The 16,692-nt window shown below is 65.0% G+C and carries 14 protein-coding genes; 7 read left to right on the top strand and 7 right to left on the bottom strand.

Features of this window, described 5'->3' with window-relative positions; translation table 11 throughout:
- Positions 1 to 167: 167 nt before the first annotated feature.
- From AC6JAC_RS11515 to AC6JAC_RS11505, 3 genes are all read left to right on the top strand, one after another.
- Positions 168 to 1,724 (top strand): circularly permuted type 2 ATP-grasp protein, encoded by a 1,557-nt coding sequence (locus AC6JAC_RS11515; protein WP_028269258.1) that lies wholly within the window; start codon positions 168 to 170, stop codon positions 1,722 to 1,724.
- Between the two features lie 81 nt (positions 1,725 to 1,805).
- A complete protein-coding gene (locus AC6JAC_RS11510; protein ID WP_011691978.1) occupies positions 1,806 to 2,732 on the top strand; it encodes an alpha-E domain-containing protein in 927 nt (308 codons plus the stop codon).
- Positions 2,729 to 3,580 carry a transglutaminase family protein gene (locus AC6JAC_RS11505; RefSeq protein ID WP_028269257.1) on the top strand — a complete coding sequence of 284 codons (852 nt, stop codon included), beginning with the start codon at positions 2,729 to 2,731 and terminating at the stop codon, positions 3,578 to 3,580. The genes AC6JAC_RS11510 and AC6JAC_RS11505 overlap by 4 nt, the downstream gene beginning before the upstream one ends.
- Positions 3,581 to 3,599: 19 nt before the next feature.
- On the opposite strand, the gene AC6JAC_RS11500 is transcribed toward AC6JAC_RS11505, so the two are convergent.
- The gene (locus tag AC6JAC_RS11500) at positions 3,600 to 4,085 is read right to left on the bottom strand and encodes a pyridoxamine 5'-phosphate oxidase family protein (RefSeq protein WP_347899927.1); all 486 of its coding nucleotides are present in this window, start codon (positions 4,083 to 4,085) and stop codon (positions 3,600 to 3,602) included.
- A 269-nt stretch (positions 4,086 to 4,354) separates the two neighbouring features.
- Here AC6JAC_RS11500 and AC6JAC_RS11495 point away from each other — a divergent pair, with 269 nt between their 5' ends.
- A complete protein-coding gene (locus AC6JAC_RS11495; protein ID WP_231510992.1) occupies positions 4,355 to 5,935 on the top strand; it encodes a GAF domain-containing sensor histidine kinase in 1,581 nt (526 codons plus the stop codon).
- Positions 5,936 to 5,966: 31 nt separating this feature from the next.
- Here the strand turns inward: AC6JAC_RS11495 and AC6JAC_RS11490 are convergent, their stop codons facing one another.
- Entirely contained in the window at positions 5,967 to 6,731 is a 765-nt protein-coding gene (locus AC6JAC_RS11490) for a response regulator (protein WP_028269254.1), read from the bottom strand.
- A 270-nt stretch (positions 6,732 to 7,001) separates the two neighbouring features.
- Between AC6JAC_RS11490 and AC6JAC_RS11485 the strand changes: the two genes are divergently transcribed.
- Positions 7,002 to 7,445: a universal stress protein gene (locus AC6JAC_RS11485; protein ID WP_454698637.1), complete on the top strand. Its 444-nt coding sequence runs from the start codon at positions 7,002 to 7,004 to the stop codon at positions 7,443 to 7,445.
- Between the two features lie 21 nt (positions 7,446 to 7,466).
- Here AC6JAC_RS11485 and AC6JAC_RS11480 read toward each other — a convergent pair whose 3' ends face one another.
- From AC6JAC_RS11480 to glgC, 3 genes are all read right to left on the bottom strand, one after another.
- A complete protein-coding gene (locus AC6JAC_RS11480; RefSeq protein WP_028269252.1) occupies positions 7,467 to 7,931 on the bottom strand; it encodes a pyridoxamine 5'-phosphate oxidase family protein in 465 nt (154 codons plus the stop codon).
- A gap of 136 nt (positions 7,932 to 8,067) precedes the next feature.
- On the bottom strand, positions 8,068 to 9,519 hold the full coding sequence (locus tag AC6JAC_RS11475) for an SDR family NAD(P)-dependent oxidoreductase (protein ID WP_347900006.1): 1,452 nt from the start codon (positions 9,517 to 9,519) through the stop codon (positions 8,068 to 8,070).
- A 67-nt stretch (positions 9,520 to 9,586) separates the two neighbouring features.
- Complete coding sequence (gene glgC / locus AC6JAC_RS11470) at positions 9,587 to 10,984, bottom strand: glucose-1-phosphate adenylyltransferase (protein WP_028269250.1); 1,398 nt, start codon at positions 10,982 to 10,984, stop codon at positions 9,587 to 9,589.
- 102 nt (positions 10,985 to 11,086) lie between these two features.
- Here glgC and glgA point away from each other — a divergent pair, with 102 nt between their 5' ends.
- Positions 11,087 to 12,283: a glycogen synthase gene (gene glgA, locus AC6JAC_RS11465; protein ID WP_028269249.1), complete on the top strand. Its 1,197-nt coding sequence runs from the start codon at positions 11,087 to 11,089 to the stop codon at positions 12,281 to 12,283.
- A 94-nt stretch (positions 12,284 to 12,377) separates the two neighbouring features.
- Here glgA and AC6JAC_RS11460 read toward each other — a convergent pair whose 3' ends face one another.
- Together AC6JAC_RS11460 and AC6JAC_RS11455 are read right to left on the bottom strand one after the other, a co-directional pair.
- The gene (locus AC6JAC_RS11460) at positions 12,378 to 14,492 is read right to left on the bottom strand and encodes an acyl-CoA dehydrogenase family protein (protein ID WP_497964748.1); all 2,115 of its coding nucleotides are present in this window, start codon (positions 14,490 to 14,492) and stop codon (positions 12,378 to 12,380) included.
- Entirely contained in the window at positions 14,489 to 15,256 is a 768-nt protein-coding gene (locus AC6JAC_RS11455) for a TetR/AcrR family transcriptional regulator (protein ID WP_081818776.1), read from the bottom strand. Before AC6JAC_RS11455 ends, AC6JAC_RS11460 begins: the two co-directional genes overlap by 4 nt.
- Positions 15,257 to 15,319: 63 nt before the next feature.
- Here AC6JAC_RS11455 and AC6JAC_RS11450 point away from each other — a divergent pair, with 63 nt between their 5' ends.
- Entirely contained in the window at positions 15,320 to 16,690 is a 1,371-nt protein-coding gene (locus AC6JAC_RS11450) for an acetyl-CoA C-acetyltransferase (protein WP_497964745.1), read from the top strand.
- The last annotated feature ends 2 nt before the right edge of the window (positions 16,691 to 16,692 follow it).

Here is a 16,692-nt window from a genome sequence, read left to right as displayed (position 1 = left end):
GATCCGTGCGGAGATCCGCCCGTGGGGGGCGGCGGGGAGTCTGGGCAATGGCACTCACCTACCTTGCCGGAACAGTGCGGAAAAACACGAACCGGCCGGGTGGCTTCAACACGCCCCAATGGGCATCAGTAATGAATTCGAAACAAAAAGGTGGTTGGCTAATGACCATGTCTGACCTATTCCAGGATTACTCCGAGGCCGCCGGCCGCACCGGCGCCTACGACGAGATGTTTGCCCCCGGCCAAGAAGCCAGGAAGTCCTACGGACAGGTCGCGGGTGCCCTCCGGGAACTTTCCCTCACCGATGTCACGGCCCGTGCCGATTCGATGGCGCGGACCTTCCTGGACCGCGGTGTCACCTTCGACTTCGCCGGGGAGGAACGTCCGTTTCCCCTGGATATCGTCCCCCGGGTGATCCCTGCCGACGAGTGGACCGTGCTGGAGAAGGGCGTAGCCCAGCGGGTCCGTGCCCTCGAGGCCTTCCTCAACGACGTTTACGACAAAATGACGGTGGTGGCCGACGGCGTCATCCCGCGCCAGCTCGTCACCACCAGCGCCCATTTCCACCGCCAGGTCCACGGCTTCGAACCGGCCGGCGGCGTCCGCGTCCACATCTCGGGGATCGACGTCGTCCGCGACGCCGCGGGAACCTTCCGGGTGCTCGAAGACAACGTGCGCGTCCCCTCCGGAGTGAGTTACGTGCTGGAAAACCGCCGCGCCATGGCCAAGGGCCTGCCGGAGGCGTTCGGCCAGCAACTGATCCGTCCGGTGGAGGAATACCCCCGCCGCCTCCTGTCCGCCCTCCGCAAGACGGCACCGTCCGGCGTGGACGACCCCACCGTAGTGGTCCTCACGCCCGGCGTGTTCAACAGCGCGTATTTCGAGCACACCCTGCTGGCCGGCCTTATGGGCGTGGAGCTCGTGGAAGGCCGCGACCTCATCTGCCGCGGCAACAGGGTCTACATGCGTACTACCGCCGGCGAACAGCGCGTTGACGTCATCTACAAGCGCATCGACGACGACTTCCTCGACCCGCTGCAGTTCCGCGCCGATTCCATGCTTGGCTGCCCCGGACTGGTCAATGCGGCCCGCGCCGGAGGCGTGACCATTGCCAATGCCGTCGGCAACGGCGTGGCCGACGACAAGCTCGTCTACAGCTACGTGCCCGACCTCATCCGCTATTACCTCAACGAAGAGCCCGTGATCGCCAACGTGGACACCTTCCGGCTGGAGGAGAAGGAAGCGCGCGAGCACGTTCTGGACAGGCTGGATGAACTGGTGGTAAAACCGGTGGACGGCTCCGGCGGCAAGGGCCTGGTCATCGGGCCCGACGCATCGAAGGAAGAACTTGAGGCGCTGCGTAAGCGCGTCATCGCCGATCCCCGTGGCTGGATTGCGCAGCCGGTCCTGCAGCTGTCTACGGTTCCCACCCTCAGCGGTGATAAGTTTGGCCCTCGGCACGTCGACCTGCGGCCGTTCGCCGTCAACGACGGCGACGAAGTCTGGGTGCTCCCGGGCGGACTGACCCGCGTGGCCCTCAAGGAGGGTTCGCTGATCGTCAACTCCAGCCAGGGCGGCGGGTCCAAGGACACGTGGGTGCTCTCGGACTCTCCCGAGGTTCCGGTGGAGCTCCTGCCCAGGCCGTCCATCACCGTCCGCGAGCGGGTTTCGGTGTGGCCGGTCGAAAGCAACTGGCGCGACCGCCAGACGGAGCAGCAGCAGTGAGCCGCCGCCGTCGGGAGCTCACCGCACCAGTTTCCCTATTTATGTACATGCAGATTTCGGACCCGCAGGAGGTAGCCGCGAATGCTTAGCCGTATTGCTGAGTCCCTATTTTGGATCGGCCGCTATGTGGAGCGGGCTGACGGTACCGCCCGCATCCTGGACGTCCACCTCGAACGCCTCAACCACCTGCCCACGGAGGAACGGGACAATGTGGCCCGGGAACTCCTGGCTGTTATGGGAGCCCGGCCCGAGAGCGACGAATTCGGCCTCGAGGAGCTGCTCCACGCTCTCGCCTACGACAAGCAGAGCGCCACATCGATCGCCGGGTCGCTGGGGGCTGCCCGCGAAAACGCGCGCCGTGCCCGCGAAACGGTTTCCTCCGGGCTTTGGGAAAGCCTGAACACCACGTACTACGGCCTGAACCAGCACCGCAAGGATGTCGTCGGCACCTACCGGTTCTGCCACTGGGTGCTGGAGCGCACGGCCATGGTCAGCGGACTGGCGGACACCACCGTCAGCCACGACGACAGCTGGTTGTTCCTGGCCCTGGGTCGTTCCCTGGAGCGTGCCGACATGACGGCACGCATGCTTTCAACCCGCGACGTGCTCTCCGCGGGCATGTCATGGGTCAATATGCTCCGTTGCGCGGGGGCATATGAGTCTTTCCTCCGGACCCGCAGGGCCGCCTTCGGGGACCAGCATGCCGCAGAGTTCCTGCTGCTGGACCGCCTGTTCCCGCGTTCCATCGTCTACGCCCTGCGTGATGCTGACGAGTGCCTGGCGAAGCTCGACCCTTCCGCCCAGCGTGTCGGTTTCATCAACGACGCACGCCGGATCGTGGGCCAGGCCCGCACCTTCCTCGAGTTCCACCGGACGGACGACCTCATGTCCGAACTGCCGGAGCACATGGAGCGCGTCCAGAAGGCTGTGTCGCAGGCGTCCGACGCCATTTCCCGTAAGTACTTCAATCAGGCGGACGAACTGGCCTGGGTGGGAGAAGTTTCATGACCCGGCTGAGCATCATCCATAAAACCGGCTACAAATACAACAAACGCGTCACGCTCTCGTACAACGAAGCCCGCATGACGCCGTTGACGGATCCGCAGCAGGTGGTGCTGGAATCGTCCATGAAAGTTGCGCCGTCGCAGGCTGCCATCAGCAGCTACCGCGACTACTGGGGCACGCGCGTTACGGCCTTCGACATGCAGATGCCGCATGAGTACCTGGAGGTGGTCTCCACCACGACGGTTGAAGTCCACCGTGCAGAGCGCGTCCCGGCGGAGGGTGACATCGTCTCCTGGGACGTGCTGCAGGCGCCTGAGACGCTCAACCAGTTCAGTGACTGGGTCCCGCAGTCCCGGCTGAGTGGTCCCGGAGACGAAGTCCTCGGCATCATTCCGGGAATCGTCGAAGGCAGGAACCCGCACGGGTCCGCCATGGCCATCTTCGAATGGATGCGCGGCGAGATGACGTACATGAAAGGCTCCACCGGCGTCACCACCAACGCCGCGCAGGCCTGGGGGCAGCGCCAGGGCGTGTGCCAGGACCTGGCGCACCTCGCGATCGGGGCGCTGCGCAGCTGCGGTATTCCCGCGCGGTACGTCTCCGGTTACCTTCACCCGCGTTCGACGGCGGACATCGGCGAAACGGTTGCCGGCCAGTCGCACGCGTGGCTGGAGTGGTGGGACGGCGAATGGCGCAGCTGGGACCCGACCAACCACAAACCGGCCGGCGACTTCCACGTCACCGTGGCACGCGGACGCGATTACCGGGATGTGCCGCCGCTCAAGGGCATCCTGTCAGGCGGCGGAGGGTCCGCGTTGAACGTGAGCGTGGAAATCACCCGCCTGGCCTAGCCAGGCACCCCTTGCGGGCCTATTCGTACCCGGACCGGGTGGCGTCATCCAGCGGCGTCCACCAGGTCAACGGGGGAGTGACCTTGAAACGGCGGCCCGTGACTGTGTCCGGCGTAATCCGGACGAAGTGCTCTTTCTTGCCGGCCTGCCAGGGGAAAAGCAGCAGTCCCACGGTGTCCAGAACCTCCTGCTGGTTCTTGACCGGGGCGGCCTGTCCCTTGATCACCACGCTCCAGGCGATGCCGCTGTCCGCGTCCACGCCGTCGGCCTCCACGGCCACCGGAGTGTCACCGGTGGCAGCCTGCAGCTTGGTGCCGTCCGCCGTGCGGAAGACGAGGGTTCCGTGGTCCACCTTGTAGTTGATGGGGAAGATGTCCGGGTGGTCGTCCACCCAGACGGCCAGCCGGCCCACTGAGACGCTCCGCAGCAAGCGCCAGCATTCGTGATTGTCAAGGTTTTCGACTTCGTGCGGATGGTCAGCGCCCGGTTTAGGATCAGTGCTCATGACGCCGAGCCTAGGCGAGGGAACGTCCGGAAAGCTAGGGCCCAAGGTCCCTGCCGCCAAATCGACAGCCTCACGCCATGTTGAATGCCTTAACGGTATTCTGGCCTCACGACGCCGGAGCGGACGGACGCGGTCAGGAGTGGTTTGTGGATAAGCATGCCGATGGCGACGGCCCCGAGCGATACACCGCGGCAAGCGGCACCAGGATCGAAGACCTGCTCAAGGACTTTGTGTCCCGGGCCGGTGAGCTCCTCCAGTTCCAGGAGCGCATGGGTGGCCTGCTCGAAGCGGTCGTGGCCGTTGCCGAGGACTTGAGCCTCGACGCCGTTCTGGAACGGGTTGTCCAGTCCGCCTGCCAGCTATTGCGCGCCCGTTACGGGGCCCTGGGTGTCATCGGGGATGACCGCGCCCTCAGCCACTTCATCACGGTCGGGATCGACGGCGAACTCGCAAAGCACATCGGCCCCCTCCCCACCGGCCATGGCGTCCTGGGATTACTGATCTCCGACCCCCGGCCGCTACGGCTTCATGACCTGCGGACCCATCCCGAGGCCTACGGCTTTCCCGAACACCACCCGCCCATGCAGTCATTCCTTGGCGTTCCGGTCCGGGTGCGGGACGTCGTCTTCGGAAACCTGTATCTAACGGAAAAAGTGGGCGGCGGCGACTTCACGGTGGAGGATGAAGAGCTGGCCGTTGCCCTGGCGGCCGCTGCCGGCGTCGCCATTGAGAACGCCCGGCTCTACGACGACGCCAGGCGGCGTGCCCAATGGCTTGAGGCGTGCATGGATGTTGCCGGGCTGATGCTGGGGACCGATCCGGCCCACTCCGCCGGACTTGGTCCCATCGCCGGAAGGGCCCTTCGGGAATCCGGATCCAAGCTGGCCCTGATCGTGGAGCCCGCTGCGGGCGGCGACGGCTACGTCGTCGCCGGGGCCGATGGCGAAGGTGCAGAGCTGTTTTCCGGCCTCCCGCTGTCCTTGGACTCGGATGCCCTCCGGGGCGTGCTCGAAGGCGGCGACCCCCTTCTCGTGGACAACGCCGCCGACGTGCTCGAAGTGCTGGGGGATACCGTTGCCGGACCGCTGCTTGCAGTGGCACTCAGCACCCAGGGCGCCCACCATGGCCTGCTCCTCCTCGTCCGGGACTCCGGGGCGGGCCCGTATGGCCGGATAGATGTGGAGATGGGTGCTGTTTTCGGGTCCCATGTGGCGCTGGCGCTGGAACTCGCCAGGGTCCACCGGCTGCGGGAAGAATTGTTGGTTTATTCGGATCGCGACCGTATTGCCCGCGACCTTCATGACCTCGTGATCCAGCGGCTCTTCGCCGCCGGCCTGAGCGTCCAAAGCCTGAACCGTTTCACGAAGGAAGGGCTTGCGCTGGACCGGATCCGCGCCATCACGGGGGAGCTCGATGAGGCCATCCGCAGCCTCAGGGACACCATCTACTCGCTCAGGACCGGCAACGGCGACACAGAGTCGCTCAGCGCCCGCCTCCGCCGCGTCACCCGGAGCGCGGCCAAATCCATGCACTTTACACCCGGACTCATCCTGGAAGGACCGGTTGACTCAGTCCTTCCTGACAAGGCCGAACATGTGGTGGCCGTTGTTTCGGAGGGGCTGAGCAATGCCATCCGCCATTCGGGAGCAGACTCGATCGAGGTGTCCGTTTCTGCCCTGGACGGCATGATGACTGTCCTGGTCACGGACAACGGCAGCGGGTTCAATGGTTCCACGAAGCGCAACGGCCTCAACAACATGGAGGAGCGCGCCAGGATATTGGAGGGAACCTGCACCATCACCGGCGCACCGGGCAGCGGGACAAGCCTTGAGTGGTCGGTTCCGCTTTAGTGCCTGTGCCCGTCTGTAGTGCGTGCTGCCTCTAATGCCTGTGCCCGTCGGACTCGCTGCCGGCTGAGTGGGCTGTGGACGAATGCGCCGCAGCGGAGTGCCCTGAAGGCGACGGGGCCGGCATGGAGCTGTTGGCAATGTACACCGCAGCCTGTGTCCGCCGTTCAAAGCCAAGTTTTGCCAGTAGCGAGGACACGTAATTCTTGACGGTCTTCTCCGCCAGGAACATTTCAGCGGCAATCTGCCGGTTCGTCAGGCCGCCGCCCACGAGTTCCAGGACGCGCCGTTCCTGCGGTGTGAGCCCGGCTATCCTAGGGTCCACCTGCTGGGGAGTAACGAGGCTGTCGACGACGCTGGCCGCCACGCCGTCGTCGAACAGCGACTCACCGGCCGCCGCACGCCGGAGTGCCCCGATGAGGTCCGTGCCGCCGATTTCCTTCAGGACGTAACCGCGGGCGCCGGCGAGTACCGCGCCCCGCAGTGCCTGCTCATCGTCGAAACTCGTCAGGATCAGGCAGTTGAGGTTCGGGTCCACCGACCGGACGTCCCGGCAGACTTCGATCCCCGTGCCGTCCGGAAGGCGGGCGTCGAGCACGCTGACGTCGGGGTGCAGCGCCGGAATCCGCCGCGTTGCCTCGACAGCAGACCCTGAGCTGCCCACCACCTGGAAACCCTCGCCCTCCAGGAGCTCCTGCAGCCCGCGCCTGACAAGTTCATGGTCATCGAGGATGAACACACGGATCAGGTCGGTATGCACGTCCTGTGCGGTGGGAACCTGGTCTGCCCGAGGAATCATGGTCCTCCTGTCCGGCGGCCGGAGCTGCCATCATCGGTCCGCAACCGGCTTGCGGTGCTGTGCAGATCCCATTATGTCTCTCCGGACCCGGTTTCCCTCATCCGGCTCTGCCATTCTCGTTGACGCCTCCGGACGCAACAAGGGTCCTTGGACCCACAGCGGGCATGACTTTAGGCCCTAGCACCGGGCGGTTCCGGCACACATCCTTGAAGAACCCCTGCCGCTCCGCGGCCGGGTTCTACGCGCGACAGCCCTGCGAAAGGGAACGACATGAATGAGGCCAGGGACGTCCGTACCATCGTTGTCGGAGTGGATGGGTCGGACGCGTCGGTGGAAGCCCTGAAGCGGGCGCAAGGCCTTGCGGGACAACTCGGAGCCCAGGTTGTGGCGCTGGCGTGCTGGGATTACCCGCCGGTATACGACGGCTACGTGGCCATGGGAATCAACGACTTCGATGTCCGTGCCGGGGAGATCCTGAACGACGCCGTAGCCAAGGCTTTCGGGCCGGAGACGCCGCCGAACGTCGAGGCCCGGCTGGTGCAGGGGCGCCCGCGCCATACCCTCATCGATGCCAGCCGGACTGCGGACATGCTGGTGGTCGGCCGTCGCGGCCACGGCGGCTTCGGCGGCCTGCTACTCGGGTCCGTAAGTTCGGCCTGCGTTGCGCACGCGCATTGCCCGGTCCTGGTAGTGCACACGCCGGAGAAGCATTGACGCCCCGAACGCAGGCGCTGCCTACTCGAAAGCCGCGCGCCGGGGATCGGAGAGCCGGGTGTTCCACAGGTCCGGCTTCTTGACCTTGAACCGCCGGCCCGTCAGGGCCTTTGGCGCCACGCGGACGTAGTAGTCCTTGTCGCCGGGCTGCCACGGTTCCAGGAAGAGGGCATCTACCTCGTCCTTTTCGTCCTGGGTCTCGATCAGTTCGGCTTCGCCGCGGGCTACGACGCTCCAGGCCTTCTCTTCATGGGCGTCATAGCCGTCGATTTCGAAGGCCACGGGCTTGGCGGTCATGGCGGCCCACAGCTTCGTCCCGCCGGCGGTTCGGAAGACGATGCTGCGGCGCTGGAGCACGAAGTTCACCGGGAAGATCTCGGGGTGGCCGTCGACGATGAGGGCGATCCTTCCCACCGTTTCCGTGTCGAGCATGACCCAGCACTGGTCAATGGACAGCTGGCCTTCGGGCGGCGTCATGTTGTTCATGTAAACCCACGTTACGGTCCCGCCGCCATGCCCATTAGGGCCATAGGGCCCCTAGCGGCACCACGACAGCCTCTGATAATGGACAGGCGCGTTGTGTCCCCCCGCCGGCGTTATGGCGCTACGGTCGTTGTGGCGCCTACCAGGGGCTGGGCTTGTAGTCCTTAAGGAAGACGCCGTACTGGTCCTCGCCGTTTTCCCCCATGACAATCGGGTCGTAGACCCTGGCTGCACCGTCCACGAGGTCCAGCGGCGCATGGAAGCCTTCCTCCATGAGCCTGACCTTGGTGAAGTGGGGCCGCTCATCGGTAATCCAGCCGGTGTCCACCGCGGTCATCAGGATGCCGTCGGCATCGAGCATTTCCTGCGCGCTGGTCCGGGTCATCATGTTCAGCGCGGCTTTGGCCATGTTCGTATGGGGGTGGCCCGGGCCCTTGTAGGCGCGGGAGAACTGGCCCTCCATGGCGGAGACGTTCACGATGTACTTCCGGTGCGCGGTGGACCGCTTCATGGCTGCACGCAGCCGGCTCACCAGCAGGAAGGGCGCCGTGACGTTGCAGAGCTGCACCTCGAGCATTTCCAGCGGATCCACTTCGTCCACCACCTGGGTCCAGCTGTTGATCGTGGCAAGATCCGGGACCAGTCCGCCGGCGTCAATGGCCGTGCCGGAGGCAATGCGCTCCAGCGATGCCGAGCCTGTCGAGAGGGCAAGGGAGGTGATGGCGTCCCCGGCCAGGACCGGGTGCTCCATGACGCTGCTGGCAAGGGCGAGCGGGTGCTTGTCGTGGGCATGGCCGAACGTCACCAGTTCCGGGCCGCCATTGGCTGCCTCAAGGGCTGCCGGCAAGGGCTCGTCCTCGGCATCAACCAGGGGTTTGTACGCGTTCCCGGACCGGCGGACTGTCTGGGCGGCGTTGTTGATGATGATGTCCAGGGGACCCGCAGCATCGAGGGAGTCGGTCAGGGCCATCACCTGGGAGGGATCACGAAGGTCAATGCCCACAATCCGGAGCCGGTGGAGCCAGTCCCCGCTGTCCTCCATCGCCGCGAAGCGACGTGCAGCATCCTTCGGGAACCGTGTGGTGATCGTGGTGTGCGCGCCGTCGCGTAGCAGCCGCAGGGCAATGTACATGCCGATTTTCGCGCGTCCGCCCGTCAGCAGCGCACGCCGGCCCGTGAGGTCGGTGCGCGCATCACGCTTGCTGTGGCTGAATGCGGCACATTCAGGGCACAGCTGGTGATAGAACGCGTCAACCTGCGTGTAGTGGTTCTTGCAGATGTAGCAGGGGCGGGACCTGATGAGGTGCCCGGCCACCTTCCCCGTCGCTGAGGGTTCCAGCTTGTTCCCGCGCGTTTCGTCGTCGATCCGGTCGGGTGCAGCCGTGGCCGTCTGGGCGATCACTGCCCGGTCCGACTCCGCGATCAGGTCGCGTTTGGTGACCCGTCGGTGTCGTTTGACAGCCTTGAACATCTTGCCGGTGGCGCGGCGCACCGAGACGTAGTCAGGGTGTTCCTCGTCGTAGGCGTGGATGGTGTTGAGAACCTTGAGGCAGGCCTGGATGTCCTCAGGCGTCAAATCGGGGGTGTTCATTGGTCCAATTTTACAGCCTGGGAATCCTACGGCCTGCCGTCAGGTTTCGGGGGACAGGGATCCGGTCCTAGTCGGCGACACTCACACCCAGTGTCGCTGCGTGGGCTTCACCCAGTTGGGTCACGGATTCCCGTGCGGCCGGGTAGTTTTCAGTGGCCGCCTTCACTGCGTTGGGCACCTGGTGAAGGTTGGCGGCTGACAGTGCGCGTTCGGCCTCGTCCGGTTCAGGAACTTCCTGGCCCTTGGACAACACGGTGATGCCCGAATCGGTGACTTTGAATCCGCGGGCGCGGTCGCGCTCCGGGTCCAGGCCGATCGCAGCACCGGCAGGCACCTTGACGTTTTTGTCGATGATGGCGCGGTTGACCACGGCGCCCTCGCCGATCTGCACCTTGTCCATCAGGACCGAATCAACCACCCGGCTGGACGTTCCCACGTAAACGTCGTTGGACAGGACTGAACCCTCCACGATGCCCCCGGAGATCACCACACCGCTGGCCACGATCGAATCGAGTGCCGTACCCACGGTGTTTCCCTTGCCGCGGACGAACTTTGCGGGCGGGGAAATGCTCTGCCGGGTGTAAATGGGCCATTCCGAGTTGTACAGGTTGAAAACCGGCATCGGGGAAATAAGGTCCATGTGCGCATCATAGAAGGAATCGATGGTGCCCACGTCGCGCCAGTAAGTGCGGTCCCGTTCGGTGGAACCCGGAATGTCGTTCAGCGTGAAGTCATAAACGCCTGCTTCGCCCTTGTTGACGAAGTACGGAATGATGTCGCCGCCCATGTCGTGCTTGGTGTCCAGGCGCTCGGCATCAACGTGCAGGGCGTCCACCAGTGCATCGGCATCGAACACGTAGTTGCCCATGGAAGCCAGGAACTGCGTCGGATCGGCGGCCAGGCCCGGAGTTGAGGACGGCTTCTCCACGAAGGCCGCAATCTTCTGGGGATCGTTCTGGTCCACTTCGATGACACCGAACTGGTCGGCCATGTTGAGGGGCTGGCGGACGGCGGCCACCGTGGCCTTGGCGCCGCTGGCCACGTGCTGCTCCACCATCTGCGCGAAGTCCATGCGGTAGACGTGGTCCGCGCCAACAACGACCACAATGTCGGGGTTGGCGTCATGGATCAGGTTCAGGGACTGGTAAATGGCATTAGCGCTGCCAAGGAACCAGCTCTTGCCCACACGCTGCTGCGCGGGGACGGATGCAATGTAGTTTCCCAGCTGCGTGGACATTCGCCACGTTTCGGAAATGTGCCGGTCCAGGCTGTGGGATTTGTATTGCGTCAACACCACAATCTGCAAGTAGCGGGAATTCACGAGGTTGGAAAGTGCAAAGTCAATCAGCCGGTAGCTCCCGGCAAAAGGCACGCCGGGTTTGGCCCTGTCCGCCGTCAATGGCATCAGACGGTTGCCCTCGCCGCCTGCGAGGACAATAGCCAGGACTTTCTTATTCAACGGCATGGTGGTCGCTCCTGTACGCCTTCGTATCTTTCCCCAATAGTCCGGCACGCCCGGACCCCTTCACACTAGAACAGATACGCCGTAAGGACTACCTTGGGTATCGTGCGAATAGACATTGTGACTAAAGAGTTCCCGCCCGAGATTTACGGTGGCGCCGGGGTCCATGTGGCTGAACTAAGCCGTGTGCTGGCCAAGCATGTGGATTTGCAGGTGCGGGCCTTCGGGGCGCCCCGGGATCCCGACTATCACGGGGCGAAGGTGACGTCCTACTCCGTTCCGGAGGATCTGGGGGCCGCCAACGCCGCCGTCCAGACGCTCGGGGTCGATCTGCGCATCGTGCCGGACATCGCGGGGGCAGACCTTGTGCATTCGCACACCTGGTACGCCAACATGGCGGGCCACCTCGCCTCGCTGCTGCACGGCATTCCGCATGTGTTGAGCGCGCATAGCCTGGAGCCGCTCCGGCCGTGGAAAGCCGAACAGCTTGGCGGCGGCTATGCCTTGTCCTCCTGGGTGGAAAAGACCGCCTACGAGGCCGCCGCTGCAATCATCGCCGTGTCCGAGGGGATGCGGCAGGACATCCTGCGCAGCTACCCGGACGTGGACCCGGCCAAGGTCCGCGTGGTGCACAACGGCATCGACGTCGAACTCTGGCAGCGTGACGAGGCAGATGACGCCATCCGCGCCCTGGGCATCGATCCGGCGCTGCCCAGCGTAGTTTTCGTAGGCCGCAACACCCGCCAGAAGGGCGTTCCGTACCTGCTGCGTGCCGCAGCCAAGCTGCCGGCCGATGTCCAGCTGGTCCTGTGCCTCGGCGCGGCGGACACTCCGGAGCTCGCCGCGGAAACTGCCCGCCTGATCGAGGAGCTGCAGACTCAGCGCAGCGGAGTTGTCCTTATTGAACGGATGCTTCCCCGCAACGAACTGATCCAGGTCCTCAGCCACGCAACCGCCTTTGCCTGCCCGTCCATCTACGAGCCGCTGGGCATCGTGAACCTGGAGGCCATGGCCTGCGGTGCGGCCGTGGTGGCCAGCGCCACCGGCGGGATCCCGGAGGTTGTCCGGCACGGCGAAACCGGACTGCTGGTGGATCTCGAGCAGGTCACCGACGGCACCGGAACCCCGCTGGATCCGGAGAAGTTCGTCAACGAATTCGCAGCCGCCTTGACCGAGGTGGTGTCCGATCCGGAGCGCGCCCGCGCCATGGGACAGGCCGGCCGCCGCCGCGCGGAGGAGCACTTCTCCTGGGACTCCATCACGCAAACCACCCTTGAGGTGTACCGCTCGGTCCTCGCCTAACGCGGTCCTTGCCCAAAAGGACTTAAACGACGACGGCGCCGCCCCCGCTTAAGGGGGCGGCGCCGTCGTGGTTTCCTGCCGGCGTGAGTTTTACCTAGCGGCGCGGAGGCTTGGAGTCACGCGCCTTCTTCGCAAGAAGGACTTTCTCGTCAACGGGGGCCTTGCCGTCGGCGCGCTGCGTACGGAAGTACGCCCGTGCTTCGTCCTGCCGTATCTGCTCAGCGCCGGTCGCAATCGCCGCCCGGAGATGTTCCGGTCCGTACCCGAAGGCATCCACCAAATCCACGGCGTGCGGCCGGATCTTGACCAGAAGCCGGTTGATATAGTCGCCCACCGTGCGCGCACGCTGCATCGACAGCCGCCCGTTCATGAGGTACCAGGACAGGTTCTTCTCGATGAGCGAGAGTCCGAACAGGTCCCGCAGCCAGGTCAGCACCCGCCTGGTGCCCGGGTCCTTCACGTTCGCCAGGGCCTCGGTGAAGGCCTCCCACTGCAGTAGTTCCGCATGTGCCTGCGCCGCTTCGATGAGTTCGTGCTGGTGCTGGTTGAACGCCTCGGCAGCCTTCTGCTGCGGCAGTTTGTTCGTCCCCTTCAGTGCGGCACCCGCTTCGGCAACCATCGTCTGCACCCGGTCGGTCAGCAGCAACCGCTGGGTGCCCTCGTCCCGCAGCGCGATGGCAGCCTTCTGGACGGAGCCCGTGTCGGCCACGAACTGGGCTACCTGGCGAAGGCCCGTCCGGTGGACCGCGGTCCCGGCGGCCTGGCTCACCACGTAGCGGGCCAACACCCCGACGTCGACGTTGCGGAATTCCTTGGCGTAGTCCGCCAGGAGCCGCTTGGCCACCAGCTGGAGCAGCACCGTGTTGTCACCTTCGAAAGTGACATAGACGTCCAGGTCGGCGCGCAGGGATGCAAAGCGGTTCTCAATCAGGAACCCGGCGCCGCCGCAGGCCTCGCGGCATTCCTGGAGCGTGTCGAGGGCATGCCAGGTGCTGAGCGGTTTGAGCGCGGCGGCCAGGGTCTCGAGGTCCTGGCGGTCCTCGTCGGTGTCGTGGGCGCCTGAGAACACGTCGTCGAACTTCTGGAGCAACTGCTCGTGGGCAAAGCCTGCGGCGTAAGTCGTGGCAAGACGGGTGAACAGCCGCCGCTGGTGGCGCTGGTAGTCGAGCAGCACCTCCTCGTCAGTGTGCGATGAAGCGTTGAACTGGCGGCGTTCAGTGGCGTACTGGATGGCGGTCTTAAGGGCGATCTTGCTGGCAGCCACCGCAGCACCGTCCAGCGAGACCCGGCCCTGGACCAGGGTTCCCAGCATGGTGAAGAAACGGCGGCCGGGGCTGGCGATGGGAGAGGTGTAGGCGCCGTCGGTGTCAACGTTGCCGTAGCGGTTGAGCAGGTTGGTCCGGGGGATGCGGACGTTGCTGAAATGCAGCCGGCCGTTGTCGATGCCGTTCAGGCCGCCTTTGACGCCGTCGTCCTCACCGCCGACGCCCGGCAGGAATTCCTTGGTTTCCGGATCCCGCAGGTCCACGTAGAAGGCGTGGACTCCGTGGTTGACGCCGCCGGTGACCAGCTGGGCGAACACCACGGCGCCAAGTCCGTCTATGGCGGCGTTGCCGATGTAGTCCTTCCATGCGGCACGGAACGGTGTGTTGATCACGAATTCCTGCGTGGCCGGATCAAAGGTCGCCGTGGTGGCAATGCTGGCAACATCTGAGCCGTGCCCGGTTTCCGTCATCGCGAAGCAGCCGGGGATGTCCAGATTCATGATGCCGGGCAGCCACTTGGCATGGTGTTCCTCCGTGCCCAGGTGCATCACAGCCGAACCAAACAGGCCCCACTGGACGCCAGCCTTGATTTGCAGCGACGGATCGGCCGTGACGAGTTCCTCGAACCCGGCGATGTTGCCGCCGTGATCATCGGAACCGCCCAGCGACGCGGGAAAGGCGCGGTGGACGGCACCGTTGTCCACCAGGTACTTGAGCTGGCCGAATGTGCGCTTCCGGTGCTCCGTATGGGTCAGGCCCTCCGTCTTGTACAGTTCGGGGCGGCCTGCCAGCTCGCGCGAATGCAGGCGGATCCGGGCCCACTTGCCCAGGAGCTGCTCACCAAGCGCAGCGACGTCGACGGACGGCGTCGCGTCGGCGCGGTGGTGTGCGCGGGCGGCGGGGCGGCTTGCCTGGCTGGCGGGGCGGTCAACTACGTCAGTCATGTCGATTCCTTCTTTGGTTCTGACAATTCACTAGGGGTCGGATTGAGTGGATCCAGGACTTCGAGTTCCGGGGCTATCCCGACGCACAGCCAGGCCGTGATCTGGCGGGCCATTGTTTCCTGGTCGGGTTTGTTCGTTGATTCCGGCGTGGCAAGCCACTGCTCCCCGGCGTTCCGGACGAGACCGATCGCCGCCGTGGGCCAATACCCGATCACGGCTTCTTTGCCTGCGCCGAGGTGTTCCCGCATGGGCCGGGCGATCATGTCGCGGACTTCTTCGAAGAAGTGGCCAAGGGCGCCGGCGGCGGCCATTCCTCCGGTGGTCGTTCCCGGCTCGCCCGCAGAGTAGGTGGTAACGAAGGTGTAGACGTGGGGGCTGGTTTCGGCCATTTGAAGGTACGCGGAGACCATGGCCAGAAGCCCTTCCCGCGGCGTTTGCGCACTTTGCGCGGCTTCCTGGATACGGCGCTGCATCTGGCTGAGCACTACCTCGCCCACTGCTTGCTGCAGCCCGGCCTTGTCGCCGAAATAGCGGTAGAACACGGACTTTGACGTGCCTGCTGCGGCCGCGATGTCCTCCATGGAAGCGTCGCTCCCCAGGGCATGGACCGCCTTTCGAGCCGATTTGATCAGTTCGCGCCGTCGCTCCTCACGGTGCGACTGCCAGCGGGCAGCGCGTCCGTCGACGGCCGTGCCGCTTGCGGAAATACCGCCGGGGGAGTTGCCGTCCCGGGGCTCGGGAGGATCAACGGGGGGAATGTTCACGATACTCAGCGTATCAGGTACGCTGGGTATCGGTAATCAGAGTTCAGCAAAAGGAGACAGCACATGTCCTTTACCGGACAGTCCGCCACCGGACCAGAGGAATCATCCACCAGCCAAGCGGCCACACATGGACGGGGCTCGTTGCGCAAAGCTGTGGTGGTCGGCGGAAACCGGATTCCGTTCGCGCGGACCGGCGGCGCCTACACCAAGTCTTCAAACCAGGACATGCTGACGGCAGCCCTGGACGGCCTGATTGCCCGTTTCGGCCTTCAGGACGAGCGGATCGGCGAGGTTGCCGCCGGCGCAGTGCTTAAGCACTCCCGCGACTTCAACCTCACCCGGGAGGCAGTTCTGGGCTCGGCACTCTCCGCGGAAACTCCCGCCTACGACCTCCAGCAGGCATGTGCCACAGGACTCGAAACGGTCCTGGGCCTGGCCAACAAGATCAAGCTTGGACAGATTGATTCGGCGATTGCCGGTGGCGTCGATTCCGCGTCCGATGCGCCGATTGCCGTGAGCGAGGGCCTGCGCGAGGTGCTGCTGGACCTCAACAGGGCCAAAACACTGCCCCAGCGGATTCAGGTCCTGAGCCGCCTGCGTCCCAAGGACCTGGCACCCGACGCACCCAACACGGGGGAGCCCCGGACCGGACTCTCCATGGGTGAGCACCAGGCGCTCACCACCGCACAGTGGAAGATCACGCGGGAAGCCCAGGACCAGTTGGCGTACAACAGCCACCGCAACCTCGCCGCCGCCTACGATGCAGGCTTTTTCGACGATCTGCTCACGCCCTATCGCGGCCTGACCCGGGACTCGAACCTCCGCGCTGACACCACCTTGGAAAAGCTGGCGACACTCAAGCCCGTCTTCGGCAAGAACCTCGGAGCCGAGGCAACCATGACAGCGGGCAACTCCACGCCGCTCACCGACGGAGCGTCCACCGTGCTGCTTGCCTCGGAGGAATGGGCGGACGCCCACGAACTGCCCAAACTCGCCACGGTGGTCGACGGCGAGGCGGCCGCCGTCGACTTCGTCCACGGCAAGGACGGTTTGTTGATGGCGCCGGCATTCGCAGTGCCGCGCCTCCTGGCCCGCAACGGCCTGACGCTCGATGACATCGACTTCTTCGAGATCCACGAAGCGTTTGCCGGCACCGTCCTCAGCACCCTGGCCGCCTGGGAAGACGAGGAATTCGGGCGCACTCGCCTGGGCCAGGACGGGGCGCTGGGCAGCATTGACCGGTCCACCCTGAACGTCAACGGTTCGTCACTGGCAGCGGGGCACCCGTTCGCTGCGACCGGCGGCCGGATCGTGGCCTCCCTGGCGAAGATGCTCCACGACAAGGGCCGGGTGGACGGACGTCCGGCCCGCGGCCTGATTTCCATCTGCGCTGCCGGCGGCCAGGGCGTCGTCGCCATTCTTGAAGGATTCTAAGG

The sequence above is a fragment of the Arthrobacter sp. KUASC02 genome (assembly GCF_059739395.1).
Note: the sequence above shows the minus strand (reverse complement) of the source record. Positions and strands in the feature narration are given on the sequence as shown.

Excerpts from the sequence above, each read along its gene's own strand:
- AC6JAC_RS11450 (WP_497964745.1), top strand. The coding sequence starts at position 15,320 with ATGTCCTTTACCGGACAGTCCGCCACCGGACCAGAGGAATCATCCACC.
- AC6JAC_RS11485 (WP_454698637.1), top strand. The coding sequence starts at position 7,002 with ATGAATGAGGCCAGGGACGTCCGTACCATCGTTGTCGGAGTGGATGGG.
- AC6JAC_RS11495 (WP_231510992.1), top strand. The coding sequence starts at position 4,355 with ATGGGTGGCCTGCTCGAAGCGGTCGTGGCCGTTGCCGAGGACTTGAGC.
- AC6JAC_RS11510 (WP_011691978.1), top strand. The coding sequence starts at position 1,806 with ATGCTTAGCCGTATTGCTGAGTCCCTATTTTGGATCGGCCGCTATGTG.
- AC6JAC_RS11475 (WP_347900006.1), bottom strand. The coding sequence starts at position 9,519 with ATGAACACCCCCGATTTGACGCCTGAGGACATCCAGGCCTGCCTCAAG.
- AC6JAC_RS11500 (WP_347899927.1), bottom strand. The coding sequence starts at position 4,085 with ATGAGCACTGATCCTAAACCGGGCGCTGACCATCCGCACGAAGTCGAA.
- AC6JAC_RS11460 (WP_497964748.1), bottom strand. The coding sequence starts at position 14,492 with ATGACTGACGTAGTTGACCGCCCCGCCAGCCAGGCAAGCCGCCCCGCC.
- glgC (WP_028269250.1), bottom strand. The coding sequence starts at position 10,984 with ATGCCGTTGAATAAGAAAGTCCTGGCTATTGTCCTCGCAGGCGGCGAG.
- AC6JAC_RS11515 (WP_028269258.1), top strand. The coding sequence starts at position 168 with ATGTCTGACCTATTCCAGGATTACTCCGAGGCCGCCGGCCGCACCGGC.
- AC6JAC_RS11490 (WP_028269254.1), bottom strand. The coding sequence starts at position 6,731 with ATGATTCCTCGGGCAGACCAGGTTCCCACCGCACAGGACGTGCATACC.
- AC6JAC_RS11505 (WP_028269257.1), top strand. The coding sequence starts at position 2,729 with ATGACCCGGCTGAGCATCATCCATAAAACCGGCTACAAATACAACAAA.
- AC6JAC_RS11480 (WP_028269252.1), bottom strand. The coding sequence starts at position 7,931 with ATGAACAACATGACGCCGCCCGAAGGCCAGCTGTCCATTGACCAGTGC.